The sequence below is a fragment of the Polaribacter sp. ALD11 genome (assembly GCF_002831685.1).
In the GTDB taxonomy this organism is placed as follows: Bacteria; Bacteroidota; Bacteroidia; order Flavobacteriales; family Flavobacteriaceae; genus Polaribacter.
On sequence record NZ_CP025119.1, the window covers coordinates 3,121,110 to 3,147,650 of the forward strand.

General features: G+C 29.9%; 25 protein-coding genes and 1 tRNA gene. 18 read left to right on the top strand and 8 right to left on the bottom strand.

The features are described 5' to 3' along the window. Position 1: 1 nt before the first annotated feature. Entirely contained in the window at positions 2 to 1,498 is a 1,497-nt protein-coding gene (gene hutH, locus CW731_RS13605; protein ID WP_100947236.1) for a histidine ammonia-lyase, read from the bottom strand. An 84-nt stretch (positions 1,499 to 1,582) separates the two neighbouring features. Between hutH and CW731_RS13610 the strand changes: the two genes are divergently transcribed. Further along, positions 1,583 to 2,461, top strand: coding sequence for a LysR family transcriptional regulator (locus CW731_RS13610; protein WP_100947237.1), 879 nt, complete (start codon positions 1,583 to 1,585; stop codon positions 2,459 to 2,461). A gap of 60 nt (positions 2,462 to 2,521) precedes the next feature. On the opposite strand, the gene CW731_RS13615 is transcribed toward CW731_RS13610, so the two are convergent. Beyond that, positions 2,522 to 2,594, bottom strand: a tRNA-Phe gene (locus CW731_RS13615). Between the two features lie 99 nt (positions 2,595 to 2,693). On the opposite strand from CW731_RS13615, the gene CW731_RS13620 reads away from it, so the two are divergent. From CW731_RS13620 to CW731_RS13650, 7 genes are all read left to right on the top strand, one after another. Then, the gene (locus CW731_RS13620) at positions 2,694 to 3,422 is read left to right on the top strand and encodes a type III pantothenate kinase (RefSeq protein WP_100947238.1); all 729 of its coding nucleotides are present in this window, start codon (positions 2,694 to 2,696) and stop codon (positions 3,420 to 3,422) included. Continuing rightward, a complete protein-coding gene (locus CW731_RS13625) occupies positions 3,419 to 4,717 on the top strand; it encodes a hypothetical protein (protein ID WP_100947239.1) in 1,299 nt (432 codons plus the stop codon). The genes CW731_RS13620 and CW731_RS13625 overlap by 4 nt, the downstream gene beginning before the upstream one ends. A gap of 17 nt (positions 4,718 to 4,734) precedes the next feature. Continuing rightward, the gene (locus CW731_RS13630; RefSeq protein ID WP_100947240.1) at positions 4,735 to 6,066 is read left to right on the top strand and encodes a lipopolysaccharide assembly protein LapB; all 1,332 of its coding nucleotides are present in this window, start codon (positions 4,735 to 4,737) and stop codon (positions 6,064 to 6,066) included. Between the two features lie 4 nt (positions 6,067 to 6,070). Beyond that, positions 6,071 to 6,634 (top strand): LPS export ABC transporter periplasmic protein LptC, encoded by a 564-nt coding sequence (gene lptC, locus CW731_RS13635; protein ID WP_100947241.1) that lies wholly within the window; start codon positions 6,071 to 6,073, stop codon positions 6,632 to 6,634. Positions 6,635 to 6,638: 4 nt separating this feature from the next. Continuing rightward, complete coding sequence (locus CW731_RS13640; RefSeq protein ID WP_100947242.1) at positions 6,639 to 6,839, top strand: hypothetical protein; 201 nt, start codon at positions 6,639 to 6,641, stop codon at positions 6,837 to 6,839. A gap of 15 nt (positions 6,840 to 6,854) precedes the next feature. Further along, a complete protein-coding gene (locus CW731_RS13645) occupies positions 6,855 to 8,120 on the top strand; it encodes a hemolysin family protein (protein ID WP_100947243.1) in 1,266 nt (421 codons plus the stop codon). 123 nt (positions 8,121 to 8,243) lie between these two features. Beyond that, entirely contained in the window at positions 8,244 to 10,367 is a 2,124-nt protein-coding gene (locus CW731_RS13650) for a peptidylprolyl isomerase (protein ID WP_100947244.1), read from the top strand. A gap of 275 nt (positions 10,368 to 10,642) precedes the next feature. Here the strand turns inward: CW731_RS13650 and rho are convergent, their stop codons facing one another. Beyond that, positions 10,643 to 12,361, bottom strand: a complete 1,719-nt coding sequence (rho, locus tag CW731_RS13655) for a transcription termination factor Rho (protein WP_100947245.1) — start codon at positions 12,359 to 12,361, stop codon at positions 10,643 to 10,645. Positions 12,362 to 12,559: 198 nt separating this feature from the next. On the opposite strand from rho, the gene CW731_RS13660 reads away from it, so the two are divergent. From CW731_RS13660 to CW731_RS13675, 4 genes are all read left to right on the top strand, one after another. Next, entirely contained in the window at positions 12,560 to 12,991 is a 432-nt protein-coding gene (locus CW731_RS13660; RefSeq protein WP_100947246.1) for a DUF4293 domain-containing protein, read from the top strand. A 291-nt stretch (positions 12,992 to 13,282) separates the two neighbouring features. Further along, a complete protein-coding gene (locus tag CW731_RS13665; RefSeq protein WP_100947247.1) occupies positions 13,283 to 13,948 on the top strand; it encodes a response regulator transcription factor in 666 nt (221 codons plus the stop codon). Positions 13,949 to 14,119: 171 nt separating this feature from the next. Then, positions 14,120 to 14,830 (top strand): hypothetical protein, encoded by a 711-nt coding sequence (locus tag CW731_RS13670; protein ID WP_100947248.1) that lies wholly within the window; start codon positions 14,120 to 14,122, stop codon positions 14,828 to 14,830. 18 nt (positions 14,831 to 14,848) lie between these two features. Beyond that, a complete protein-coding gene (locus tag CW731_RS13675; protein ID WP_100947249.1) occupies positions 14,849 to 16,657 on the top strand; it encodes a tetratricopeptide repeat-containing sensor histidine kinase in 1,809 nt (602 codons plus the stop codon). On the opposite strand, the gene CW731_RS13680 is transcribed toward CW731_RS13675, so the two are convergent. Further along, on the bottom strand, positions 16,632 to 17,129 hold the full coding sequence (locus CW731_RS13680) for a metallophosphoesterase (protein ID WP_100947250.1): 498 nt from the start codon (positions 17,127 to 17,129) through the stop codon (positions 16,632 to 16,634). The genes CW731_RS13675 and CW731_RS13680 overlap by 26 nt on opposite strands. Before the next feature lie 98 nt (positions 17,130 to 17,227). Between CW731_RS13680 and truA the strand changes: the two genes are divergently transcribed. The 3 genes from truA to CW731_RS13695 all read left to right on the top strand — a co-directional run bounded on the left by truA (position 17,228) and on the right by CW731_RS13695 (position 20,239). Beyond that, complete coding sequence (gene truA / locus CW731_RS13685; protein WP_100947251.1) at positions 17,228 to 17,953, top strand: tRNA pseudouridine(38-40) synthase TruA; 726 nt, start codon at positions 17,228 to 17,230, stop codon at positions 17,951 to 17,953. A gap of 3 nt (positions 17,954 to 17,956) precedes the next feature. Beyond that, the gene (locus tag CW731_RS13690) at positions 17,957 to 19,723 is read left to right on the top strand and encodes an ABC transporter ATP-binding protein (RefSeq protein WP_100947252.1); all 1,767 of its coding nucleotides are present in this window, start codon (positions 17,957 to 17,959) and stop codon (positions 19,721 to 19,723) included. Positions 19,724 to 19,795: 72 nt separating this feature from the next. Further along, positions 19,796 to 20,239, top strand: a complete 444-nt coding sequence (locus tag CW731_RS13695; protein ID WP_100947253.1) for a hypothetical protein — start codon at positions 19,796 to 19,798, stop codon at positions 20,237 to 20,239. A 54-nt stretch (positions 20,240 to 20,293) separates the two neighbouring features. Here the strand turns inward: CW731_RS13695 and cdaA are convergent, their stop codons facing one another. The 3 genes from cdaA to CW731_RS13710 all read right to left on the bottom strand — a co-directional run bounded on the left by cdaA (position 20,294) and on the right by CW731_RS13710 (position 22,861). After that, positions 20,294 to 21,070 (bottom strand): diadenylate cyclase CdaA, encoded by a 777-nt coding sequence (cdaA, locus tag CW731_RS13700; RefSeq protein ID WP_100947254.1) that lies wholly within the window; start codon positions 21,068 to 21,070, stop codon positions 20,294 to 20,296. A gap of 386 nt (positions 21,071 to 21,456) precedes the next feature. After that, positions 21,457 to 22,278 carry a dihydropteroate synthase gene (gene folP, locus CW731_RS13705; protein WP_100947255.1) on the bottom strand — a complete coding sequence of 274 codons (822 nt, stop codon included), beginning with the start codon at positions 22,276 to 22,278 and terminating at the stop codon, positions 21,457 to 21,459. A gap of 1 nt (position 22,279) precedes the next feature. Then, complete coding sequence (locus CW731_RS13710; protein ID WP_100947256.1) at positions 22,280 to 22,861, bottom strand: TIGR00730 family Rossman fold protein; 582 nt, start codon at positions 22,859 to 22,861, stop codon at positions 22,280 to 22,282. Positions 22,862 to 22,948: 87 nt separating this feature from the next. On the opposite strand from CW731_RS13710, the gene CW731_RS13715 reads away from it, so the two are divergent. The 3 genes from CW731_RS13715 to CW731_RS13725 are packed head-to-tail and all read left to right on the top strand — an operon-like array spanning position 22,949 to position 25,099. Continuing rightward, positions 22,949 to 23,485 carry a DUF1599 domain-containing protein gene (locus CW731_RS13715; RefSeq protein WP_100947257.1) on the top strand — a complete coding sequence of 179 codons (537 nt, stop codon included), beginning with the start codon at positions 22,949 to 22,951 and terminating at the stop codon, positions 23,483 to 23,485. A 23-nt stretch (positions 23,486 to 23,508) separates the two neighbouring features. After that, positions 23,509 to 24,126 (top strand): hypothetical protein, encoded by a 618-nt coding sequence (locus tag CW731_RS13720; protein WP_100947258.1) that lies wholly within the window; start codon positions 23,509 to 23,511, stop codon positions 24,124 to 24,126. 10 nt (positions 24,127 to 24,136) lie between these two features. Further along, on the top strand, positions 24,137 to 25,099 hold the full coding sequence (locus tag CW731_RS13725) for a BT_3928 family protein (protein WP_100947259.1): 963 nt from the start codon (positions 24,137 to 24,139) through the stop codon (positions 25,097 to 25,099). A 35-nt stretch (positions 25,100 to 25,134) separates the two neighbouring features. Here CW731_RS13725 and CW731_RS13730 read toward each other — a convergent pair whose 3' ends face one another. Beyond that, positions 25,135 to 26,436 (bottom strand): voltage-gated chloride channel family protein, encoded by a 1,302-nt coding sequence (locus CW731_RS13730; RefSeq protein WP_100947260.1) that lies wholly within the window; start codon positions 26,434 to 26,436, stop codon positions 25,135 to 25,137. Positions 26,437 to 26,541: the final 105 nt, after the last annotated feature.

A 26,541-nucleotide genomic window follows, 5' to 3' on the forward strand; every position in this document is an offset into this window, starting at 1 on the left:
TTTAATTATATTTTACAATTAATTCTTTGTTTTTTACTAGTTGAATCATATTGTAGATGTCATCTTTTAAAAGCCTGTCTTCTTCTAGTTTGTCAACTTTTTCTCTAATAATTGAATGATTTTTTTCGATAATTTCAGAAAATGTATTTGGTCTTCTAAATTCCATAGCTTGTGCTGCGTACATCAATTCTATTGCTAGTATTTTTTCTAGATTCCCTAGAATTTGATTGAATTGTCGTCCAGAAATACTTCCCATAGAAACATGATCTTCTTGACCTAATGAAGTTGGAATACTATCTGCAGAAGGAGGGAAACATAACGATTTATTCTCTGTAACTAGAGCTGCTGTAGTGTATTGAGGAATCATAAAACCAGAATTTAAACCACCACCTTTGGTTAATAACCTTGGTAAACCATATTTTCCTTCCAGTAATAAATAACAACGTCTGTCGGCTATATTTCCTAATTCTGAAGCTGCAATTGAGCAGTAATCTAACGCCATTGCCAAAGGTTGTCCGTGGAAATTTCCACCAGAAATAGCTTCTGTTTCACTTAAAACAATCGGGTTGTCTGTAACCGAATTCATTTCTATTTCTGCTAATTCTAACAAATGATAAAATGCATTTCTAGATGCGCCATGAACTTGCGGAATACAACGCATTGAATACGGATCTTGAACACGTTCGCAATTTTCATGTGAAGTAATGTTTTGAGAGTCTTTGAATATATTTCGCATTCTCTCTGCAACTTTTATACTTCCTTTAAAAGGTCTTATGCTATGTAATTCCTTTCTAAAAGGAGATGAACTTCCTTTATAACCTTCAATACTCATAGCGCCAGAAATATCTGCTAAATCTAATAGATACTCCATTTTTAGAAGTCCGGTTATAGTATGTGCTAAAATAAATTGTGTTCCGTTTATTAGCCCTAAACCTTCTTTTGCTTGTAGTTCTAAAGCATCTAAATTATGATTTTTTAAAACTTCTTTAGCAGAAATAACTTCATCATTAATCCAAAAATCTCCTTCACCAATTAAAGGTAAAAATAAATGAGAAAGCGGTGCTAAGTCTCCTGAAGCGCCTACAGAACCTTGTTTAGGAACGGTTGGTAATAAATCGTTTTCTATAAAGTAAATAATGCGTTCTATTAATTCTAAACGAACACCAGAAAAACCCTGGCAAAGTGCATGTACTTTGCAAATCATCATAATTTTTGATAAATTCTTATCAATATTACTACCAACGCCAACTGCATGTGTAATTAATAAGTTTGTTTGAAGTTGATTTGTTTCTTCAGGTGATATTTGTACATCGCACAAAGGTCCAAAACCAGTATTTATACCATAAACCACTTTATTGCTTTTAGTTATGGTTTCTACTTTCTTTCTGCAAGAAATTATTTTTTCTTTTGCTTCAGTATCAATAATGGCTTTTAAACTACCGTTTGCTATTTCTTTAACTTTATGAAGCGTAAGTTGATCTATTCCGTATTTAAACATTGTTTTTTATATTAATTGGGTCTCAACAAAGTTATCATTACTTTTGATGCTTTTTAATACTGATTATTGTAATAATTAATAACTATGAATTATCAAATAGAGTTAAGACACATTCGATATTTTTTAGCAGTTGCTGAAGAGTTACATTTTAGAAAAGCGGCTGAGAAGTTGTTTATTTCTCAACCAGGATTAAGTAGGCAAATTAAGTTGTTCGAAGAAGAATTAGGGGTTGTTTTATTTGAAAGGCATACCAGAAAGGTTGTTTTAACCAAAGTTGGAGAGTATTTAAAAGTTGAATTTTCATTGCAACTAAAAACACTTTCTCATACGTTAGACAATGCTAAATTATTACATGATGGTAAAAAAGGAGAATTGAATATAGGATATGTTGGTTCAGCAATGCAAGAGGTGATTCCTAATTTATTATTGAGATTTGAGAAAAATCATCCTGATATATTATTTAATTTAAAAGAAATAGACAATCAGAAGCAAATAGAAGATTTACTTTCTTTTTCTTCGGATATTGGGTTTGTGCGTTTAGAAAGAGTACCAAGAGCTTTAGAAATAAAATCAATTTTAAAGGAGAATTTTTGTTTGGTATTACCAAAAAATCATACTATAAATGAAAATAATTTTAAAAGTTTAGCACAATTTAAAGAAGAGTCCTTTATTCTTTTTGATGCAAAATATAGCGCGTCCTATCATGAAAAAGTAATGCAAATTTTTGACGATTGTGGTTTTGCTCCTTTAATATCTCACAATACAATACATTCTAGCTCTATTTTTAAGTTGGTAGAAAATAACTTCGGAATTTCTATTGTTCCAAAATCGTTAGCACAAAAAGGAGGGCATCAAATTAAGTTTATTGAATTAGATATGATTTCGCAGAAAACAACCCTTTCTGTAATTTGGAATAAAAAAAATACAAATCCTATTCTAAATGATGTTTTAGCACTTCTCTAAATTAAGTATAAGAAAAGTATAAATACAAAAAACCCAAACTAAAAAGTTTGGGTTTTTAAGTGGTACCTCCAGGAATCGAACCAGGGACACAAGGATTTTCAGTCCTTTGCTCTACCAACTGAGCTAAGGTACCATTGCCTTAGCGGCTGCAAATATACAATGTTTTTTGACTTATCCTAAAGAAATATGATAAAAATGTATTTTTTTTTTTAAATTTCCCTAAATTTGATGCATGAATCTAGCAATTGATATTGGAAATACAAGAGTTAAGTCCGCTGTTTTTGAGGGTGATAATCTCATAAGCTTGTATGTTTTTGATAAAAGAAAGATAATTTCAGAAATTAAAAAGATTGTGAAGGGAAATTCAATTTCTGCAGGAATTATATCAAATGTAGCTGCAATCTCAGAGAAAAAGATGGTGGAGTTGAAAAAAATCATCAATTTTCAAGTTGTTTCTTCTGTTTCTAAAGTTCCTTTTACAAATTTGTATGAAACACCAAAAACCCTAGGCGTAGATAGAATTGCACTTGTTGCAGGTGCCGTTGTACAATTTCCGAATAAAAACGTATTAATTATAGATGCAGGAACTTGTATTACTTTCGATTTTGTAGATAGTAAAGGAGCGTATTTTGGGGGCGCAATTTCACCAGGAATAAAAATGCGTTATAAAGCTTTAAATAAGTTTACTGCTAACTTACCGTTGGTAGATGTTTTAGAATTGAATAATCTTATAGGGAAAAATACTGAGGAGAGTATAATTTCTGGCGTTTTAAATGGTGTACAAAAAGAGATAGATGGTGTAATAGAAGACTATAACGAGAAATATTTGGATTTAACAGTAGTTTTAACAGGAGGAGACACAAATTTCTTGTCAAAACAATTAAAAAGTAGCATATTTGCCACTCAAAATTTTCTCCTTCAAGGATTAAATGAAATATTGAAACATAACGGACACAAATGATTAGAAAGATTTTAATAGTTTTTTTACTAATAACTTCAACAAATTTATTAGCGCAAAGAACAAGTTCTTCTCCTTATTCTTTTTTCGGAATAGGAGAACAATACACTCCAAGAACTGTCGAGAACACTGCAATGGGAGGTATTGGTGTTGCCTTTAACCATTATAAATATTTAAATTTCACAAATCCTGCAGCAAATGCATTTTTAAGACAAACAACTTATTCTTTAGGGATCTTAAATAATGATCTAACTTTAAAAACAGTTGATTCTAAAGAAAGTTCAACTTCTACCAGTTTAAATTACATTGCATTAGGCTTTCCTATTGGTAATAAAGCAGGTTTTTCTTTAGGTTTGCAGCCATTATCTTCTGTTGGCTATTCATTATCAAATAATGAATTTGACTCTAATAATGATTTATCTGCAATTACTTTATATTCAGGTGAAGGCGGTGTAAATAGAATTTATGGTAGTTTTGGAATGAAAATTTCAAAGCAATTTGCAGTAGGGGTGGAAGCTGATTATAGTTTTGGTAGCATAGAAAATAGCATAACGAACCAAAGAGCTGAAGTCAGTTTAGCAACAAAATATAAAGAAAAAAGTGTTATAAGAGGAGGATCTATCACTTTTGGAACACAATATCAAAAATTTTTAAAAGAGAACTTGTATTTTAATGCAGGTGCTACATTAAAATTAGGAAATGATCTAACAACTACTGGGAATGAATATTTATATTCACTAACAATTTCTGGAGCTGGTACAGATATACCTAGAGATACAATTTATAGTAGTTCAATTTCAGGTAAATACAAATTACCTTTAAAATCTATTTTAGGAGTTGGTATTGGTAAATATGACAAATGGCATGTAGGTTTAGAGTATCAAAATCAAGCTGCATTAAAACCTGAAGGGTTTATTAACAATACAAGTTCATCTTATAAATATGAAAATTCAAATAGATTCTCTTTAGGAGGTTTTTATTTACCAAAAATAAACTCAATTTCAAGCTACTGGGATAGAGTTACGTATAGAGCTGGTTTAAGATATGAAAATGTTGGTTTAGCTATAGATGGTTCTGGTACAGGTACAAATTTCACATCAATAAACGACTTTGGCATGTCTTTTGGATTAGGTTTACCATTGAAACAATTATCTAATGTTAATTTAGGTTTTGAATATGGACAAAGAGGAACAACATCTAATAACTTGATTCAAGAAAACTATTTTAACTTTAGGCTCAGTTTATCACTAACTGCTTCCGGTGCTCAAAGTTGGTTCAGACAAAGAAAAATTGATTAATTTATAAAAATACTAAAATGAAGAAAATTACACTTTTATTAGCTTTACTGTTATTTGTAACAACAGTAAAAATGAATGCACAGGTAACAAAAAGAGATTGTGAAGTTAAATATAACCTTTTTAATGGAGATTTTCAGTCTAAAAAGTATGATGATGCTTATACGAATTGGATTTTTTTAATGGACAATTGTAAAGATTTGTCTGTTAATATATATAAACGTGGTTCAACTTTAGCTGAGGACGTTAGAAAAGATCCAGCCTTAGCAAAAAGAGTTTATGAGCAAAGGTTGCAATATTTTCCTGACCAAAACCCAGCAAAAGTTCATAGTGATTACGCAACGTACTTGTTTGAAAATAAATTAGCTTCAGATGATGAAATTTTTTCTATCTTAGAGAAAGGATATAGCATAGACCCAACTAAAATGGGGGTTAAAAATTTATATATTTATTTTCAAGGTGTAACCGATAGAAATAAAGATACAAACCCACAAAAGGTTTTTGATACGTATGATGATGTTTTAGAAAACGTAAATAAAAAATTAGATAATTATGCTGAAAAATTAGTTGAGTATAGTGATACTACTAAAGTGTTAGATAAAAGAGGTAAGCAATTAAAAAGAGCGTATACAATTAACTCTAAGGCTTTAGGTACGGTAGAAGGTGGTTTAGATAATATTATTTCGGAAATTGCTACTTGTGAAAGGTTAGTGCCTTTGTATCAAAGAGATTTTGAAGCTAATAAAACAGATGCGGTTTGGTTGAAAAGATCGGTTTCTAGAATGTTTAATAAAGGTTGTCAAGCAGATCCTTTATTCGAGAAATTAGTTAGAGCTTATGCAGAAGCTTCACCATCACCAGAAGCATATTCTTTCTTAGCAAATGTTTTAGAAGATAATGGAGATTCAGCTGGTGCAAATGAGATGAGAGAAAAGTCTTTTGACTTAGAAACAGATCCATTAAAGAAAGCGAAGTATAAATTAAAATTTGCTCAAGCAGCAAGAGATAGAGGTCAATTTAGTAAAGCAAGAAGTTTAGCTAGAGAAGCATTAAAGTTTAATCCGAATTCTGGTAGAGCGTATTTATTTATAGCTACTTTATACCAGTCTAGTGTAAATAACTGTGGAGAGAATCTATTTGAAAAAAGAATGGTGTATGTAGCTGCATTAAACATGGCTCAAAGAGCAGCATCTGTAGACCCTAGTATCTCTTCTAGCGCAAGAAAATATATTAATATATACAGCCAGAATGTACCAAGTCAAAAAGATATATTTAATGCAACAGCAACTCCTGGAGGAAAATTCACAATAAAATGTTGGATTGGAGAAACTGTAAGAATACCAAATAAATAGTTTTTTGAAAAACGTTAAACATATACTAATAAAAAGCATTACTGTAATTTTCTTTACAGTAATGCTTTTTTCTTGCTCTAATAGTACAGAAGAGGTTCGTAATTTTTTAGAAGAAAAAAACCTACCAATTGGTAAAGCAAAAGAAGCGTATCATGTTTATAAAGATTCAGGGAAAATTACATCTAAGCTAATTACTCCCTTATTATTAGATTTTAGCAACCGAAAAAATCACCCTTATAATGAATTTCCTAAAGGAATAAAAATTATAAATTTTAATAATAAAGGAAGAGATTCTGTAACTATTATTGGAGATTATGCATTATCTTATGCAAAAACAGAAGTTTCAGAAATTAAGGGGAATGTTGTTGTTACAAATCACACAGATAAATCGAGATTAGAGACGGAGCAATTGTTTTGGGATCAAAAGACGCAATATTTTGTATCTGAAAAAGCATTTACAATGTACAAAGAAAATGACACTATAACTGGTATTGGTTTTGAATGTAAACAAGATTTAAGCAAGCATTTAGCGAAAAAAACAACAGGAATAATAGAAACAAAAGAATAAAATTATGAGTAAACTTTGGAAATTTTTTCAATACGGATATTTAATGGTCGCATTTATTTGCTTGGTTGAAGGTATTGTGCGTTGGGAGTTAGAGCGAAGTAGGTCTTACTTGTTCTTAGGTTTTGCAATTCTGATTACCTTAGTATTCTTTTTTAAAAGACATTTTAGAAAGAAAGTTGAAAAACGTAACAACCAAAACAAATAGTTTATAAATTTCTGAATGGAAATTGAACTTATTATTATATTCTTGTCAATTATACTTTCCGCATTTTTTTCGGGAATGGAGATTGCATTTGTATCTGCAAACAAATTGCACATAGAATTAGAAAAAAAGAGAGAGGGTTTTATTCCTCAAATTCTAAATAAAATAACTCAAAAATCTTCAAAGTTTATTACCACAATGTTGGTGGGTAATAATATTTCCTTAGTAATTTATAGTTATTATATGGGAAGGTTCTTAGTTAGAATTTTACCAATAGAAAGTTATAATGAATTCTCTATTTTACTTTTACAAACTATAATTTCTACGATTATAATTCTTGTAACGGCAGAATTTTTACCAAAAGCAATATTTAGAATTTATGCTAACGAAGTGTTAAAAATATTTGCTGTACCTGCATATATTTTTTATGTATTATTTCATTATTTCTCTGAGTTTATTACGTTAATTTCAGATTTCTTTTTACGTGTTTTTTTCAAAACGAATGCAGATGAGCAACAAGTGGAATTTAGCAAAGAGGAATTAGGTAATTATATTTCAGAGCAGTTAGAAACAGGTAATGATGATGAAGAAATGGATTCTGAAATTCAAATTTTTCAAAATGCATTAGATTTTCATAATGTAAAAGCTAGAGAGGTAATGGTTCCTAGAACTGAAATTATAGCTGTAGAAATTCATGAAAAAGTAAGCAATTTAAAAAGTATTTTTATTGAAACTGGTTTGTCTAAAGTATTGGTTTATAAATCATCTATGGATGATGTAATAGGTTATGTAAACGCTTTCGAACTTTTTAAAAAACCGAACAGTATTAAATCTATTTTACTGCCAGTAGAAATTGTGCCAGAATCTATGATGATTAATGATATCTTAAATATCTTAATGAAAAAGCGTAAAAGTGTTGCTGTTGTTGTAGATGAATATGGGGGTACTTCTGGAATGATAACGGTAGAAGATATTGTTGAAGAATTATTTGGGGAGATTGAGGATGAGCATGATTCTCAAGAATTCTTAGAAGAGAAAATAAATGATGAAACTTTTAATTTTTCGGCAAGGTTAGAAGTAGATTATTTAAACGAAGAATATGGTTTAAGTATTCCTAAATCTGAGGCTTACGAAACTTTAGGAGGCTTTATTATAGAGCATACAGAAAATATACCAGAAGAAAACGAAGTTGTAGATATAGAGGGTTTTGAAATTAGGATTCTGAATACAAGTGGTGCAAAAATAGATGCTGTTTGTTTAAAAATTACCGATTCAGAAGATTAGAAATTATAACTTCCTTACTATCCTTTAAGCTTACAAGCTAACTTCCTATTTATTTAATTTAAAATGGGTTGCAATATTAAAACCCAAATCGTATATTCGCCCACTGAAAATAAAATAAAACGTATGGCAATTTTATCAAAAATTAGAGAACGCTCAATGTTCTTAATTATTATAATTGGTTTAGCACTTTTTGCTTTTGTATTAGATCCTTCTACTTTAGGAGACTTTTTTAGCTCAAGTAAAGTAAATGAAGTTGGTGAAGTAAATGGAGAGGTTATTTCTACGCAAGAATTTGCAAAAGCAATCGATCAATATAAGCAACAAACAGGTAGTAGTGTTTCTGAGATGCAAGCAGCAAATACTGTTTGGGATAACATTGTTAGAAAAAAGATCTATAAGAACCAATTAGAGCAGGCAGGAATTACTGTTGGTGAACAAGATGTTTGGAACGAAGTAGTAAACGCGCCATCTGTTAGTAATAACCCACAGTTTCAAAATGAAGCAGGTTTATTTGATGAAGGAAAGTTTAAAGCTTTTTTAGCAACTACTAAAAAAGAGAATCCAGATATGTGGTCTGCTTGGTCTAATTACATGAACCAAATTAAAGAAAATGCAGAAACAAATACATATAATAAATTGGTTACTGCTGGTTTAGGAGCATCTTTGAAAGAAGGAGAAACTGAATATTTAATTGAAAACACAAAGTTAAGTGGTCAGTTTGTTTATGTACCCTATGCTAGTATTGCAGATAGTTTAGTGAAAATTAAGAAATCTGAAGTTGCAGCTTATATAAAAGACAACGAAAATCAATATAAAGTTGAAGCTACAAGAGATATTTCTTATGTAAAGTTTGACATAGAAGCAACTACAGAAGATGAAGAAGCAATTAAACAAGATGTAGCAAAATTAATAGAGAATTCTTTAGATAGAAATAATGACGCTAGAGTTGGTCTTAAAAATACTACAGATTATAAAGATTTTTTAGCTGAAAATAATTCTGATATTAATTTAGATTTAGGATATAAATACAATGCTTCAGTAAATCAAACAGTAGCAAAACAGATTTTCGAAGGAAATGAAGGAGATGTTTTTGGACCTTATAAAGATCAAGGTTTCTTCAAGATTTCTAAAATTACTGAAGTTACCAAAATGCCCGATTCTGTAAAAGCAAGTCATATTTTAATTCCTTTTATTGGTTCTCAAAGTGCTACGTCTGATGTAACAAGAACAAAAGAACAAGCAGAACAGTTAGCGGATAGTTTATTAACGGTTGTTAAAAGAAGCAGAAGTAAATTTGCTGATTTAGCGAAAGACTTTTCTTCAGACAAAGGTTCTGGCGCTAAAGGTGGAGATTTAGACTGGTTTAATTATAATAGAATGACACCTGCTTTTAGAGATTATACTTTTACAAACGGGAAAGGTTCTTTAGGTGTTGTAGAAACTCCTTTTGGTTACCATGTTATTAGAGTAGATGATGCTAAGAATAATCAAACAGTTTTAAAATTAGCTACTTTTGCAAGAAAAATTGTTCCTTCTGAGGCTACAGAAAATGATTTCTTTCAGAAAGCAGAACAATTTGCTTTGGCAATTTCTAAAACTACAGATTACAATGCTTTGGCAAAAGAAAATGGTTATAATTTAAGACCGGCAATTGGTTTAAAAGTATTAGATGAAAATGTTCCTGGGTTAGGAAACCAAAGACAAATAGTATCTTGGGCTTTCAAAGGAGATTCAGATAAAGGTAGTTTTAACCGTTTTGATTTACAAGGAAGTTATGTTGTTGCCGTAGTAACAGCCAAATCTAAAAAGGGTTTAATGTCTGTTGAGAAAGCTATTAATAGTGTAAGACCAATTTTGTTAAATGAAAAGAAAGCTGCTTTAATTTCAGATAAATTAAAAGGAAGTTCTTTAGCTGAAATTGCGAAAGCAAATAATACAACAGTAAGTACTGCAAATAACATTAACTTAACAAACTCTTCTTTATCTGGTGTTGGTTCAGAGCCTAAAGTTGTAGGAGCAATGTATAGTGCAGAATTAGATAAAGTATACAATAGTATAGAGGGTAGTAGAGGCGTGTTTTCTTTCGTTTTAAATAAAAGAGAATTACCAACTGCATTACCAAACTACGAATCAAACAGAAAGAAGATTGCAGAATCAAGAAAAAGATTGACTTTCAAAATATATGAGGCAATTAAAAAAGCTTCTGATATTGAAGATAACAGAGAAAATATGTACGTTTCGAACTAAGAAACTTTACTATCAAAATATAAAAAACCGTTCATAATTAATTGAACGGTTTTTTTTGTTTTAATAACTTTTATGAAGTTATTAAATTACTCTTTGGCTATATAAAATAATTTAGTTTTGGCCTGATTGAACCTTTCTTTATGCTCAATTGATTTCGGTTTTTAGAGTTATAAAACCTAGTATTTAAAATGGATAACCAGCTCCTCAATAAAAAAAACCTTTTTGATTGCTCAAAAAGGTTGTATTATTTTTATGACTAAAACTTGTGAAGTTTTTTATCCGTTCATAGAGATTAAGAACTCATCATTATTTTTAGATAATTTAATTCTATCATTAATGAATTCCATTGCTTCAATAGGATTCATATCTGCTAAATATTTACGTAAAACCCACATTCTCTGTACAGTTTTCGCATCTAATAATAGATCGTCTCTTCTTGTAGAAGATTTAATTAAGTCGATTGCTGGGTAGATTCTTCTGTTAGAAATATTTCTATCTAATTGAAGTTCCATATTACCTGTTCCTTTAAATTCTTCGAAGATTACTTCGTCCATTTTAGAACCAGTTTCTGTAAGTGCAGTTGCGATAATGGTTAAAGAACCACCATTTTCTATGTTTCTAGCAGCACCAAAGAAACGTTTAGGTTTGTGTAATGCATTTGCATCGATACCACCAGAAAGTATTTTTCCTGAAGCTGGTGCAACAGTATTGTAAGCTCTTGCCAAACGTGTAATTGAATCTAAAAGAATAACAACATCATGTCCACACTCTACCAAACGTTTTGCTTTTTCTAAAACAATGTTTGCCACTTTTACATGTTTGTCTGCCGGTTCATCAAAAGTTGAAGCTACAACTTCTCCACGTACATTACGTTTCATGTCTGTAACCTCTTCCGGACGCTCATCAATCAATAAAACAATTTGATACACTTCTGGGTGATTCGCCGCAATAGCATTCGCTACATCCTTTAATAACATGGTTTTACCAGTTTTAGGTTGCGCTACAATCATACCACGTTGTCCTTTTCCTAAAGGAGAAAACAAATCGATAATTCTTGTAGATAAAGAACTTCCTTTTTCAGCTAAATTGAATTTTTCTTGAGGAAACAATGGAGTTAAATGTTCAAAAGAAACACGATCTCTAACAATGTTAGGGTTTAATCCGTTAATTTTTGATACTCGAATTAAAGGGAAATATTTTTCACCTTCTTTTGGCGGACGAACATTTCCTCTTACTGTATCACCAGTCTTTAAACCAAATAACTTAATTTGAGATTGAGAAACATATATATCATCTGGTGATGATAAGTAGTTATAGTCAGAAGAACGTAAGAAACCATAGCCATCTGGCATCATTTCTAAAACACCTTCACTTTCTATAATACCATCAAATTCAAAGTCAGGGTCTCTATATCTATTTGTAGATTTATTTCCGTTACTTCTACTATTGTTAACTTTTTCTCTGCTCTGGTTGTTGTTTTTGTTCTTCTGGGGAGGATTGTTTCTATTTTGTTGTGGTCTGTTTGGTTGATTCGCAGGTTTCTGTTCTTGCTTTTCTTCCTTTACCTTAGAAATAACAACCTCTTTTTTCTCTTCTGCTTTAATAGGTTTTTTTACAGGAGGTTTTCTTTGTGGCCTTGGAGTAGGTTTTGGTTTTTCGGTAGTAGAAACATCAGCAGTTTTTTCAACAGTTTTAATGTTCGTAACTGTTTCAGTATTTTCTACAACCTGTGTTTTCTCTAAAGGAGTTGTGTTTTCTACCGCTTGAGGTTTTTTAGTAACACGTCTTCTTTTTGGTTTTTCTGTCTTTTCAACTTCTTCTTTTTTAGGAGTTGCAGCTACGTTTGCTTTTGAAGGATTTGCAGCTTGTGTATCTAAAATTTGATATACTAAATCTAATTTTTTTAACTGACTAGTTTTGGTAAGACCAATAGATTTAGAGATACCTTGTAATTCAGCAAGAGTTTTTGCTTTCAGTTCTGAGATTTCGAACATTATAATATTGTTAAGTTTAAAGTATGAATCTTAATTTTTGTAAGATTTGTATGTTTTTTTGAATAATGCTATTGAGTATAGTTCTACAAAACAGCTTTTTGTGTGGTTCTTGTGTAACAAATATATAGTTTTTTTTTTTAGTTGAGGGTTTTCTTTTTAAAAAAGAATGTGCTACTTTTGTAGTATTAGAAATTACAAATGATTCAAAGAGTACAAACAGTATATTTATTAATGGCTTCTATTATTTCTGGAGTTTTAATTTTTGTTTTTAATTTGTGGGAATCTATAGGTAAAGAAGTTTTTGCTATAGATTTGTTAAAAAGTGAATCTTACCTATTAAAGGTGATTCCTATTTTATTTTTAGTATCGGCAATTTTAGCATTTGTAGCTATTTTTATATTTAAAAATAGAAAATTACAATTTGTTATTGGTCGTTTAACAATTTTGATAAACCTTATTTTATTAGGATTATTGATTTATGTATCTCTAACACTACCTGGAGAAGCTTCTGTTTCGGAGAAAGGTATTGGGATGTTTATACCAATTTTGGCTATTTTGCTTGTTGTTTTGGCAAATAAAGCTATTAAAAAGGATGAAGATCTTGTAAAATCTGTAGATAGATTGCGATAAAACTAACATCTTAGTATATTTAGTGCGAAAAGAAACCGAGATTTATTCTCGGTTTTTTTATTTTCTACCCTTAAATAAGATTTTCTTAAAATGTTTTTATAATTTTAGTTTTTTATAAATCAAGAATATGTTAAAAAATATAAATCACTAAAACACAGGTAATCAATCCTTTAACTTATGGTCTATCCCTGAATTCAGGGATGGATATCCCTGAATTCAGGGATAGAAAAAACATACTGTTTTCAGGGATTGCACAGTCTAAATATCTAATTTAAATTTGTAGAGTAAACAATGGGAAAAAAAATATACGTTCACGTAGCTGATGACCACAAGATTTTAATTGAAGGAATCATAGCTGTAATAAATACTGATGAAGATATTGAAATTAGAGATTTTTCTTTAACCGGCCAAGAAGTAATTGATTGGTTTAAAAAAAAGGAAAACAAAGCAGATGTTTTAATATTAGATATTACCATGCCAGTTCTTGATGGTTTTGAAGTCCTAAAATATTTTTATGATAAAAGAATAAATCAGAAAGTAATTGTTTTATCTAGTTATGATGATGTAAAAATTGTTCAAGAGGTTTTAAGTTTAGGTGCAAGTGGCTATATCTCTAAAAATAATGCAGGCGAACATATTGTAAAAGCAATAAAGGCAGTTGCAAATGGAGAACAATATTTTAGTGATGATATTCAAAATCAATTGATAAAGGCAATATCAGGACAAAGAGCAAGAAAAGGAGACATGCCCGAAGATTTTTTATTTGATTCTCTAACAGAGAGAGAGAAAGATGTTTTAAGATTAGTTACAAGAGAATTAAGTACAGGTGAAATAGCAGATAGAATGAATATAAGCCATCATACTGTAGAATCATATAGAAAAAAATTATTAAGAAAATTAAATGTAAAAAACTCAGTAGGATTAGCAATGTATGCAGTAAAATATAAATTAGTATAAAATATTCCCCAGTTTTAAGTTTTAGATTAAAAAAATCTGTCCCCTAAAAAACTTAAAATTTATCCCCCAAACACAAGTACTATATATATTTGTATACATTGTTTTCCATATTGGTAAAAATATTATCTACCCCTAATTAACAACTTTTCAAACTCAACAAATCCTATTATTATGAAAATCACCAAATTATTATCGTTAGTTATTGTGTCTGCTTTTGTTTTATCTTCATGTTCTAGTAATGAGAATTTGCTTCCTGAAGCTGAAAAAACCAACTCATTAAAATCTTATAAAGTAAAAAGAGATGCTTCTGGTGCATATTCAATTGATTATGATTTAGAGGAAAATGTAAAATCAGAAAAAGTAACAAATAGCGTAACAAATACAAACGAGTTTCATTTATATCAATCAGATTATACAACAAGTAAAAGACAATCAGAAGAATTATTTATTGACGGAAATGAATTAAGCATTGGCTTTATTGATACAAGAACAAATAAAAAAGCTAATATTACAATTGAAGATGATAATATAGCTATATTAAAGACAAGTAGTGTAAATTCAAAAATGTTATCAGAATATAGTTTTTCGAGTAATACGGATGGTACAATTAACTTAGATTTTAAAGTGAATAATAAGGTAAGTGTAGACTTTGTTTACAATGAAGAAATAAATACTTATGAAATTCATTTAGAGGAAGGGAAATCTAGTGAAACAAATTTTTCTAGAAGCTTAACAAGAGTAAATGGTCAAGTTTTAAAAATTGATTTTGTAAATCATTTAGATAAAGGTGACTCTAGTTTAAAAGGAGTTGCAGCTAGAGAATTAATTAGAAGAAAGCCTAGAATTGCTATAGATAATGGAGAAAGTGGAGAGAACTTATAATTTCTAATAAAAATCTTTTTGAGAAAGAGAATTCAAACACTATTTTACATATTTTTTATTTCTTTTAATAGTTACCAATTAAAAGCTGCCCCCAATAATAGATATGGCACTGAAGAAGTTTCTGTTAAAGAAATTTCTTCAGTTTTTACTTTTAAAACAGATTCTGTTTTCACCAGAAGATATGATAAGGTTTTAAATGAATATAATAAAGAAAATTACTTAGATGCTTTACAGGATGCTTTAAAAATTTACGACGATTCTAAAATTGATAATATCAAATGTAATACTTATAAGATTATTTCTCTTATTGCAGATATTTATGATAAAGTAAACAATCATGAAAGGGCTTTAGATTATTATAAAGAATCTTTACGAATCTTAAAGTATAATATCGTTTCAGATAACATCAATGATGAGTTTTTGTTAAAGAACTCTGCAAAAATTTATTTAAGGATGGGGAGTACTTTTCAAAAACTTTTGAAAAGGGATAGTGCTAAGTATTATTTTGAAAAAATAGATGATTTACCAAGTGTTAATAATGAAGTAATAATATATAAAGCTGCTTCCTATAGCAATTTAGCTGGAATATATGAACTAGACTCATTATTTGATAAGGCAATTGTATATGCTGAGAAAGCAATTGTTCTTCACAAAATCACAAATAATAAAATAAGTGAAGCTAAGGCAACTATGAATTTAGGTAACATATATTTGTCTTTAGATAATTTCTCAAAATCAAAAAAGACTTACTTAAAAGGTATTAAATTAATAAAAAATGACAATAGTCAAACTGCGGTAAGATTAAAAGCAGATTTATATTATAATCTAGCTTGGGCAATGCGTAATTTAAAAGAGTATGAGGCTTATGATAATCTTGAGCTTTCTTATGAAATTGAAGATGGTATAAGAGATAAGGAAGTTAGAAGAATGGTCGAGGAAGTTACAGCAAAGTTTGATGTAGAAGGTGTAAAAAAAGAAGAAGAAAATAAAAGGTTAAGACAAAATGCTACTTTTTGGATTTTTATTATTGCTGGTGCAATTATAATAATAACATTACTTTATTGGTTGAGCTTAAATAGGTTAAAACAAAAAAACCTAGGGTTAAAACTATCTCAAACACAATTGCTACAAAATCAGAACATAGAAAAACTAAAATCGGAATCTCAAACAAGAATTTTAAATGCTACAATTGACGGTAAAGAGACCGAGCGTAAAGAGATTGCGGAAACGTTGCATGATAGTGTAAGTGCATTGCTTTCTTCTGCTAACCTTCATTTAATGGCAACTAAAACTCAGTTTAAAGGAGAAATTCCAGTAGAAATAGATAAGACGCAAAGTATTATAGCAGAAGCTTCACAGAAAATCAGAGATTTATCTCACACCTTAGTTTCTTCAGTATTGCTTAAGTTCGGATTGAATTTTGCCTTAAAAGACATGGCTTCTAAATATTCTAATTCTGTATTATATATAGAAACAGATATTTATGATTTACGAAGATATCATCAGAATTTTGAAATAAAAATATATAATATTATTCAAGAATTTGTAAATAATATATTAAAACACAGTAAAGCTGAGAATGCTGTTATCAAACTTTATGAGCAAGATAATAGAATTTGTTTTCAAATTACTGATGATGGTATTGGCTTTGATAAAACAAAAGTTTTTAATAAAGATGGTTTAGGGTTAAATCAAATTGATGCTAGAATACAAATGATGCAAGGTCTTTTTTTGGTTGAATCTACTATTGGTGAAGGAACAACTGTTTCAGTAGAACTACCGGTTATAGAAAAAAACGCTATCAACCACGGGCAGCCAATTCTATAATTTCCAAATTTTTAATTTCTCCATTTTCTAAATCAAACCTTAACATGGTTCTTATTTTATGAAAACCATGGTTTCCAGCAGCACCTGGGTTTAAATGTAATAAGTTTAGTTTTTTATCATACTGTACTTTTAAGATATGAGAATGACCAGAGATAAAAACCTTGGGTGGATTTACTTTAATTTCTTCTCTAATTCTTCGATAATAATTATTAGGGTAACCACCAATGTGCGTCATCCATACAGTTACTTTTTCAACTTCAAATTTTAAGTCTAAAGGAAACTCTGCTCTTGCATCTTGATCATCAATATTACCATAAACCGCACGCAACGGTTTTATTTTTTTAATGGTATCGGTAACATTCAAGTTACCAATATCTCCTACATGCCAAACTTCGTCAGCTTGTTTTACAAACTTTAAAATTTGGGCATCTATAAAACTATGTGTGTCAGATAATAATAGTATTTTCTTCATTTAAAAAAGGTAAGAAAAGTTTAACGTCTCTTCCAGTTTCAAAAATACTAATAACAAAATAAATTCCGTAATTTTACGGTCTACAAAAAACAATTTTCTTGAGATATTTTATAGAGCTTTCTTACAACGGAAAAAAATATCATGGTTGGCAAATTCAACCAGACGTTATTTCTGTACAAGAAGAATTAAACAATGCTGTAAGTACAATTCTACAAGAAAAAATAGAAGTTGTTGGTGCAGGAAGAACAGATACTGGCGTTCATGCTTCACAGATGTTCGCGCATTTTAATGTCGAAAAATTAATTAAAGGTGATGTTGTACACAAACTGAACTCAATTTTACCAAATGATATTACCGTTTATAAAGTTTTTTTGGTAGACGAAGAAAAACATGCAAGATTTAATGCTGAAAGCAGAAGTTATGAGTATCGAATATGGTTGGGTAGAAATCCGTTTTTGTTAGATTTTTCTTGGCAAATTCATTCTCAAGAATTAGATGTTTCTAAAATGAATGAAGCAGCAAGTATTTTATTAGAGTACGAAGATTTTCAAACATTTTCTAAAGTTAGAACAGACGTTTATACCTTTAATTGCGATGTAACAGAAGCTTTATGGAAACAAGAAGGAAGTTTATTAACCTTTCATATTTCAGCAAATAGATTTCTAAGAAATATGGTAAGAGCCATTGTTGGTACTTTGGTAGATGTTGGTTTAGGTAAAATATCAACTATTCAATTCAGGCAAATTATAGAAAGTAAAAATAGAAGCAATGCAGGGTTATCTGTACCTGCAAAAGGATTATTTTTAACACATATAAAATATTAAGTTTTGGCAAATAAAACAGGTAATGCTTTTGATATGGAAATCTTTTTAAGACTGATGAGTTTTGCAAAGAGGTACAAACGTAATTTTATAATTGCAGCAAGTTCTACGATTATTTTGGCGGGTGTAGCTTTGTTAACACCTATTATTCTTAAAGATACCGTAGATTTATATATAGCAAATAAAGACACCGAAGGTTTAATAAATAGTGTTTTATTAATGTTTGGAATTTTACTACTAGAAGTTCTTTTAAGATTTACGTTTATATATTATGCAAACTGGGTTGGGCAACATATAATTAGAGATATAAGAGCAAAAATTTTTAGACATATTTTGCAATTTAAAATGTCTTATTTCGATAAGAATTCTGTTGGTAAATTGGTTACTAGAGTGGTGTCTGATATCGAAACAATTGCTGCTTTTTTTAGTAGTGGTGTTTTTACAATTGTAAGTGATGTTTTACAAATGTTTGCTGTTATTATTGTAATGTTTTTTATCAACTGGAAATTAGCATTTATTGCTATTGCAGTTTTACCAATTTTATTATATGCTACAAAAGTTTTTCAAAAAGCGATAAAAGCTACTTTTCAAGAAGTTAGAAATCAGGTAGCAAATTTAAATGGTTTTGTGCAAGAAAGAGTTACAGGAATGAAAATTGTGCAACTTTTTAATAGAGAGAAGATTGAATATGATAACTTTAAGAATATAAATAATAAACACAAAGAAGCCTACATAAAAACCATTTGGTATTTCTCTATTTTCTTTCCTATTGCAGAAATTTTATCTTCTATTGGTATTGGTCTAATTGTTTGGTTTGGAAGTAAACAAGTTATTGGTGGTGCGGTTCCAGGACCAGGAACAGTTATGGCTTTTGTACAAATGGCGCAAATGTTATTTAGACCTTTAAGACAAATTGCAGATAAATTTAATCAGCTACAAATGGGAATTGTTTCTGGAGAAAGGGTTTTTAAAATTATTGATACAGAAAGTGCTATTTCCAAAAACGGAACAATTGAAGCAAAAAACCTTAAAGGAAGTATTAATTTTAAAGATGTTAGGTTTAGTTATGTGGAAGGTGAGGAAGTTTTAAAAGGAATTAATTTAGATGTTAATAGCGGGCAAACAGTTGCTATTGTAGGTGCTACTGGAGCAGGTAAATCAACTATAATTAACTTATTAAATCGTTTTTATGAAATTGATAGCGGTACTATTTGTGTTGATGATGTTGCTATAGATACATATAAATTAGAAAGTTTAAGAGATCAGGTTGCAGTTGTCTTACAAGATGTTTTTCTGTTTTCTGACTCGGTTTTAAATAATATAACTTTAAAAGATGACACTATTTCTAAGGAAGAAGTAGAAAAAGCAGCCAAACAAATAGGAATTCATGATTTTATAATGACACTTCCTGGAGGTTATAATTATAATGTAAAAGAAAGAGGTGCGATGCTTTCTTCTGGACAAAGACAATTAATAGCATTTTTAAGAGCTTATGTAAGTAAACCTAGTATTTTAATATTAGATGAAGCAACTTCTTCTGTAGATGCACATGCAGAACAAATGATACAATATGCAACAGAAACAATTACAAAAGATAGAACATCAATTGTAATAGCACATAGGTTAGCAACCATTAAACAAGCGGATAAGATTATTGTGATGGATAAAGGTTTAATTGTTGAAGAAGGAACCCATTCTGAGTTGTTAGAAAAAGAAAATGGCTATTATAAAAATTTATATGATAAACAATTTAGCTTAGACATTGCTTCTTAAAATTAATATAATTTTTATTGTTTGTAGTTTATTTTCTGTTAAATTTGTAGCTCAATTTAAAATAAATTTAACATGAAAAAAGTATTAGTATCATTGGCAGTTGTTGCTTTATTAGCAACAAGTTGTAAAAAAGCAAAAGAAACAGGTACAGATATTAAAGATGCTACCGTAGAGGCTGCTGAAAAAGCTGCAGATGCAACGGAAGATGCTGCAAACGCGGTTGTAGAAGGAACTAAAGAGGTTATATCTGAAGTTAAGGAGTCTGATTTAGAGGGGGTTACTATTCCTGAATTTGAAAATGAGGAAGCTACTGAGTTTTTAGAAGATTACGCAGCACATGCAAAAGAGTATATCGAAGCTAAAGGAGATGTCGTAAAAAATTCTAAGTTGGCAAAAGAAAGCGTAGAATTTGCTAAAAAGAGTAAAGAAATTGTAAGTAATTTAGATGCTAAAGCAGCAGCGAAATTTAAAAGTGTTATGAATGCTATTCAGTCTAAAATGGCTCCAGCAAAATAAATTTAAATTATTTTCAACAACAGAAAAAGGTTCTCATTTGAGAACCTTTTTCTATTACATTAAATCTTTTCGAAGTTTTTCATTTAATTCTGCAAAGTCTGCATACAGCTCAAAGCCACCATCTTTTATATAAGAAATTTCGCCAGTTTCTTCGGAAACCAAGATACAAACAGCATCTGTTTTTTCAGAAACACCTATAGCTGCTCTATGTCTTAAACCAAATCTTGCAGGAATTTTGGTACTATCAGAAATTGGTAAAACTACTCTAGTTGCCACAATATAATTATCTCGAATAATTAAGGCGCCATCATGAAGCGGGCTATTTTTATAAAAAATACTTTGCAGAAGCGCTTGGTTTAGAAGTGCATTCATCTTATCTCCCGTATTTATTAAAAAATCTAAAGTATTTGTTCTTTCTATAACAATTAAGGCCCCTGTTTTAGTTTTAGACATTTTTTGACAAGCTTCTATAACGGTTTCGGTGTCTACTTCAGACGTTATTTCTGTTTGTAAAAACTTTAACTGTTTTAAAAAGCTTCGTTTATTGGTAAAGTTTGTTGTACCAATCATTAATAAAAACTTTCTTATTTCTTGTTGAAAAACAATAATCAGTGCAATAACACCACCAGAAAGTAGATACCCTAAAATACCACTTAACATTTCCATTTTTAAGGCTTGTGTTATTTTCCATATTAAGAAAATAAATGCAATTCCAATAACAATGTTAATGGCTACAGTGCCTTTTAAAAGCTTGTAAATATAATAGAGTAGTGTTGCTACTAATAAAATATCTAAGATATCTAGTAAAGAAAATTCAATAAAATCGAACATAGAAAATAGACGGATTTTAGGCTAAAATACTAATAAATAATTAGGAGAACTGTATCAATTATTTTTTTCTACGTCAGATACTAAAAGTGGGTATCTATTATGCATTAGTTTTATTTTTTCCTGAATATTATTGTGGCTGTTGTTTGATTTTTTAAAGTCTTCTAACAAACGATTATATTTATGAAGCTTTAATCGTTTTGATGATTATGAGATTTCTTAATCGCTAAAAAGTGCTCACTTCGAAATGACACGCTGCTTTTAATTAATGAAATTAGTAAGCAAACAAGTTTAGCCCTGATTGAACGGTTTGTTTGAGCTCTTTTTTATTCCTTTTTAGGATAAAAAAAGCGAGTAGTGAAAGCGGGAAATAGCTTCTGAAAAATATTTTAAGAAATCTGTTTTACAATTTTTACAGTTTCAATAGCTTCTTTTACATCATGCACACGCAAAATATTTGCGCCATTTAAAAGAGCTATTGTATTTGCAGAAGTGGTCGCATTTAAAGCTTCTTGGGCAGAAATATCTAATGTTTTGTACAACATCGATTTTCTTGAAATTCCTGCTAATATAGGTGCGTCTAAACTTTTAAAAAGTTCTAATTTTTTTAGAATTTCAAAATTATGAGCGTTGGTTTTTCCAAAACCGAAACCAACATCTATAATAATATCATTTATTTTAAGTTGATGTAATTTGCGTGTTTGTTCAGCAAAAAAGGAGATAATTTCTTTAGTTACGTCTGTGTAAACGGGGTTTTTCTGCATGTTTTGTGGCGTGCTTAACATGTGCATTAAAATATATGGAACTTGCAATTGTGCAACAGTTTCAAACATCTTCTCGTCCATTTTTCCACCAGAAATATCGTTTATAATTGCAGCACCTGCATCTATCGTTTCTTGTGCTATTTTACTTCTAAAAGTATCTACAGAAATGATAATCTCAGGAAAATTACTAGACAATAAATTGATTACAGGAACAATTCTTTTTAGTTCTTCTTCCTCAGAAATGTGTTTTGCACCCGGTCTTGAAGAATAGGCACCAACATCAATAAAAGTTGCGCCATCAGAAAGCATTTTTTCAACTTGAGAAAGAATGTCAGATTCGTTTTTATATTTTCCACCGTCAAAGAAAGAATCTGGTGTAATATTTAAAATTCCCATCACTTTTGGTGATGCTAAATCGATTAAAGTACCTTTGCAATTTATCGTCATTTTAACTAACAACTTTATTAATTACGTGGCTAATTTCCGGAGCCTTGTAATTGTTCATTTTTAGCATTAAATCTTCTACAGAAGTTCCAATAATTAACATATTTCTATTGGCTTGTTTTAAAAAACCTTCTGCTACCATTTTATCTAACTGAACTAAAATCGCATCAAAAAAACCATTTAGGTTTAAAAGTCCGATTGGTTTTTGTTCAATATGTAATTGCCCCAAAGTAAGTGCCTCAAACAATTCATCTAACGTTCCAAAACCTCCAGGAAGTGTAATATAGCCATCTACTAATTTGCTTATAATAACTTTGCGTTCACTCATTTTTTTGCAAACAATCATTTCTTCAACATCTGCATGCACAACTTCCTCTTTTTCTAATAACTTCGGAATCACCCCAATCACTTCGCCATTATGAGCTAGAATTGTGTCGGCAATAGCGCCCATCATTCCAATTTTTCCTCCACCATACACTAAACCAATTTTGTTATTCGCAAAATGATCTCCTAATGCTATGGCAGCTTCTTTGTAAACAGGGTCGAAGCCTAAACTAGCTCCGCAAAAAACAGCAATTCTTTTCAATTTGTAGGTTTTAAAATTCTTTTACAAAAATAAATGAAAAGCATACAGGATTTAGTATTTTTGAACAAATACTTTTAACAAGAGAAAATGCAAGATACCTCGAAACAATACGATGCTGTAATTGAAGAATGTAGAAGTTTATTTATAAAAAAAATGAGCGATTATGGTTCTGCGTGGCGTATTTTACGTCTACCATCCTTAACCGATCAGATTTTTATAAAAGCACAAAGAATTAGACAATTGCAAGAAAATGAGGTAAGAAAGGTTGATGAAGGAGAGAAGTCTGAGTTTATCGGTATTATTAATTATTCTATAATGGCGTTAATTCAGTTAGAAAATGGGGTTGTAGAAAACCCAGATTTAAACACAGAAGATGCAACCATTTTGTACGACAAACATAGCAAGGTTACCAAAGAATTAATGCTAAATAAAAATCATGATTATGGTGAAGCTTGGCGTGAAATGCGTGTTTCTAGTTTAACGGATTTAATTCTTCAAAAATTATTACGTGTAAAACAAATTGAAGATAATAAAGGGAAAACATTGGTTTCTGAAGGAATTGATGCAAATTACCAAGATATGATTAATTATGCTGTTTTTGCAATGATTCATTTAGGAAATTAAGAGTACATCGTTAAATTATTTATATGAAAAAGTTAGTTTTTTTATTTGCCATTAGTTTTTTTACAAACTCATTAATTGAGAAATCTTCTTTTGATGAAATGAAGGCTGATGACTCTATGTCTAAGTTTTTTACAGTTAATGAACTTAAAGAATTAAGTAAAATTGTAGATTTTTTTGAAGACGAAATATGTTTTGAAAAAAATAAATCTAAAGAAGTGTGTTATTTCGATTTTAATAAAAAAATTATAGCAAGTGCACTTTATGGGAATAAAGCATTAGAACTTCAAATAGATTATAAATTACAGCAGAAATTGTGTTCTGAAATTGATCGTCTTTTTTTTAAAGAAATTTGGAATCATAATATATATTTACGAGAAGGAGTGAAATATGCTGATAAAGCCTACAATTTAAATCAATTTGGAAAATATATGCTATTTTTAGAAAGTTTAAAGGAAGAAGATGTTTTATTTAGAGACTTTTATAAGATGTTTAGTCTGTCTAATGAGATTTCTTTTGGAGTAAATGCTTCTGCATTTAATAAATTAGAGATAAAAGAATTTAAAGGAATAAAAAGAAGGTTATTTTTTGCTATATATTATTTAACATTAAATGATAAAATAAATAACCACACAAGAAGATAAAAAGCGTAAAATGAAAATAATAGTACAATTATTTAGAGTTATAGTAGGAGCCTTATTTATTTTTTCAGGCTTTGTAAAATTAGTAGATCCTATTGGTTCTCAATACAAGTTTCAAGAATATTTTTCTGAATCAGTTTTAAATATGGGATTTTTAATTCCGTATGCATTGCCATTTGCAATTGTTTTAATTGTTGCGGAAATACTATTGGGAGTTATGATTTTAATCGGTTACAAACCAAAATTTACAGTTTGGAGTTTGTTAATTATAACCTTAATTTTCTTGTTTTTAACCTGGTATTCTGCTTTTTATAATAAGGTAACAGATTGTGGTTGTTTTGGTGATGCCATTAAACTAACACCTTGGGAAACCTTTTATAAAAACGTAATTCTAATTGTATTAATTATAGTTTTGTTGATAAAAGTAGAATTCATTAAACCAATATTTAAAGGAAAAACCCCTAAATTGATTACCTTTTTATCATTGGCAGCTTTCTTATTTATTGTACAGCATGTATTAACACATTTGCCAATAATAGACTTTAGAGCGTATGCCGTTGGTAAGAATTTACAAGAAGGAATGGAGTATCCTTCAGATGGTTCTATACCGCCAGTGCACGATTTTATGTTAGAAGATACGCAACAAGATTTAGCGCCAATTTTATTGGAAAAGGAAAAAGTGATGTTGGTAATTATGTACAATCTAGATAAATCTGACGCAAAAGGATTCCCTGCAATTAAAGAAGTTTCTAAGAAAGCAATTGAAAAAGGATACACTGTTTACGGCGTTTCTGCATCTTTTTCAGACGATTTAATAATCGCTAAAGAAAAATACAACTTGCCTTTTGAGTTTTTATTCTGTGATGAAACAACTTTAAAAACAATGATTAGAGCAAACCCTGGGGTTATGATTCTAGATAAGGGAACCGTTATGCAAAAGAAAAATTGGATAGACGTAGAAGATCTAGAACTTTAAAATAATAGACAATTTATAATTTCAATTCTTAAGGACTAATTCTTATTGCGTAGATTTTCTATCTCAGTAAGTGTTCGTCCTTTTTCGTTTTTATAAAAGATGTGTTTAGAACTTCCTATAATTTGGGCGGAATAAATACCAGAATGCCCAGAAAATAAGTAAGAAGTGGTACACGCTAAGGCAATAAAAACACCAGATTCTATTCCGAATAATTCAATGCCCATAATTGTACATGCAATTGGTGTATTTGTTGCGCCTGCAAAGACAGCTACAAATCCCATTCCAGCTAATAAAGGCATCGGTAAAGGAATAAACCAGATTAAAATGTTTCCTAGAGTTGCACCAATAAAGAATAAAGGCGTTACTTCTCCTCCTTTAAAACCTGCGCCTAAAGTGAAGGAAGTTAACAATAGTTTTAAGAAAAAATCATAAGAATTTAGATCGATATTAAAAGCATCTACAATGGTGGGTACTCCTAAACCAATATATTTTGTAGTTCCCATAAAGTAGACTGTAGCAGCGATAACAATACCACCAATTACAGGGCGAAGTGGAGGGTAATTAATATATTTCTTAAATAAATTCCCCCAAAAGTGTGTAGATTTTGAAAATAACATGCTCACCAATCCGAAAATAATACCTGCTAATAAAGCCCACAAAACAGTTGTTGGCGTTACTTCTGCAATTGTTGAAATCGTATAATGGGTATGATGAGATATTTGCCAAACGTCACAAAAATAATTTGCAAAAATGGCGGCTAAAAAACTAGGTAAAATAGCATCAAACTTTATTCTTCCAATTACCATTACTTCCAATGCAAAAATAGCACCTGCTAAAGGTGTTCCGAAAACAGAGGAGAAACCTGCACTTATACCTGCTATTAATATAATTTTTCTATCTAAATTAGAAAGTTTGAATATTTTAGTAAATTGATCTGCAATTGCGCCACCAATTTGTACAGCTGTTCCTTCTCTACCTGCAGAACCACCAAATAAATGTGTAAGAATAGTTCCTATAAACACCAAAGGAGCCATTTTTAAAGGAATTACTTTTTTAGGAGAATGGTATTCCTCTAATAACAAATTGTTTCCTTTTACAGCACTTTCGCCATAATAATGATATGATAAACCAATTACTAAACCCGCAATTGGTAGTAAAGCAATAATCCAAATATTTGCTTCTCTATAATTTGTTGCCCATTCTAAAGCCCATAAAAAAACAGCAGACACACTTCCTGTAAAAAGGCCTATTAATAAACAGATGAAAGTCCATTTTAATAGAAAAAGCAAGGAATAGCTTTGTTGGAAAGAAAGAAATATTTTTTTGATTTTATTCATATATTTTATATCCTTTTACGGAAAATAAATTTGTCTGATAAAACAATTAAGGAGTATATAATATGCTTTATTTGGCAAAAATAAACAATTAATAACTAAGAGAAT

What these genes read in the sequence shown, in the direction of transcription:
- rho (WP_100947245.1), bottom strand. Translation starts at nt 12,361, where the DNA reads ATGTTCGAAATCTCAGAACTGAAAGCAAAAACTCTTGCTGAATTACAA.
- CW731_RS13660 (WP_100947246.1), top strand. Translation starts at nt 12,560, where the DNA reads ATGATTCAAAGAGTACAAACAGTATATTTATTAATGGCTTCTATTATT.
- CW731_RS13670 (WP_100947248.1), top strand. Translation starts at nt 14,120, where the DNA reads ATGAAAATCACCAAATTATTATCGTTAGTTATTGTGTCTGCTTTTGTT.
- CW731_RS13650 (WP_100947244.1), top strand. Translation starts at nt 8,244, where the DNA reads ATGGCAATTTTATCAAAAATTAGAGAACGCTCAATGTTCTTAATTATT.
- CW731_RS13725 (WP_100947259.1), top strand. Translation starts at nt 24,137, where the DNA reads ATGAAAATAATAGTACAATTATTTAGAGTTATAGTAGGAGCCTTATTT.
- CW731_RS13730 (WP_100947260.1), bottom strand. Translation starts at nt 26,436, where the DNA reads ATGAATAAAATCAAAAAAATATTTCTTTCTTTCCAACAAAGCTATTCC.
- CW731_RS13630 (WP_100947240.1), top strand. Translation starts at nt 4,735, where the DNA reads ATGAAGAAAATTACACTTTTATTAGCTTTACTGTTATTTGTAACAACA.
- CW731_RS13695 (WP_100947253.1), top strand. Translation starts at nt 19,796, where the DNA reads ATGAAAAAAGTATTAGTATCATTGGCAGTTGTTGCTTTATTAGCAACA.
- CW731_RS13645 (WP_100947243.1), top strand. Translation starts at nt 6,855, where the DNA reads ATGGAAATTGAACTTATTATTATATTCTTGTCAATTATACTTTCCGCA.
- CW731_RS13620 (WP_100947238.1), top strand. Translation starts at nt 2,694, where the DNA reads ATGAATCTAGCAATTGATATTGGAAATACAAGAGTTAAGTCCGCTGTT.
- folP (WP_100947255.1), bottom strand. Translation starts at nt 22,278, where the DNA reads ATGACGATAAATTGCAAAGGTACTTTAATCGATTTAGCATCACCAAAA.
- CW731_RS13715 (WP_100947257.1), top strand. Translation starts at nt 22,949, where the DNA reads ATGCAAGATACCTCGAAACAATACGATGCTGTAATTGAAGAATGTAGA.
- hutH (WP_100947236.1), bottom strand. Translation starts at nt 1,498, where the DNA reads ATGTTTAAATACGGAATAGATCAACTTACGCTTCATAAAGTTAAAGAA.
- CW731_RS13640 (WP_100947242.1), top strand. Translation starts at nt 6,639, where the DNA reads ATGAGTAAACTTTGGAAATTTTTTCAATACGGATATTTAATGGTCGCA.
- CW731_RS13680 (WP_100947250.1), bottom strand. Translation starts at nt 17,129, where the DNA reads ATGAAGAAAATACTATTATTATCTGACACACATAGTTTTATAGATGCC.
- CW731_RS13610 (WP_100947237.1), top strand. Translation starts at nt 1,583, where the DNA reads ATGAATTATCAAATAGAGTTAAGACACATTCGATATTTTTTAGCAGTT.
- cdaA (WP_100947254.1), bottom strand. Translation starts at nt 21,070, where the DNA reads ATGTTCGATTTTATTGAATTTTCTTTACTAGATATCTTAGATATTTTA.
- CW731_RS13625 (WP_100947239.1), top strand. Translation starts at nt 3,419, where the DNA reads ATGATTAGAAAGATTTTAATAGTTTTTTTACTAATAACTTCAACAAAT.
- CW731_RS13665 (WP_100947247.1), top strand. Translation starts at nt 13,283, where the DNA reads ATGGGAAAAAAAATATACGTTCACGTAGCTGATGACCACAAGATTTTA.
- CW731_RS13720 (WP_100947258.1), top strand. Translation starts at nt 23,509, where the DNA reads ATGAAAAAGTTAGTTTTTTTATTTGCCATTAGTTTTTTTACAAACTCA.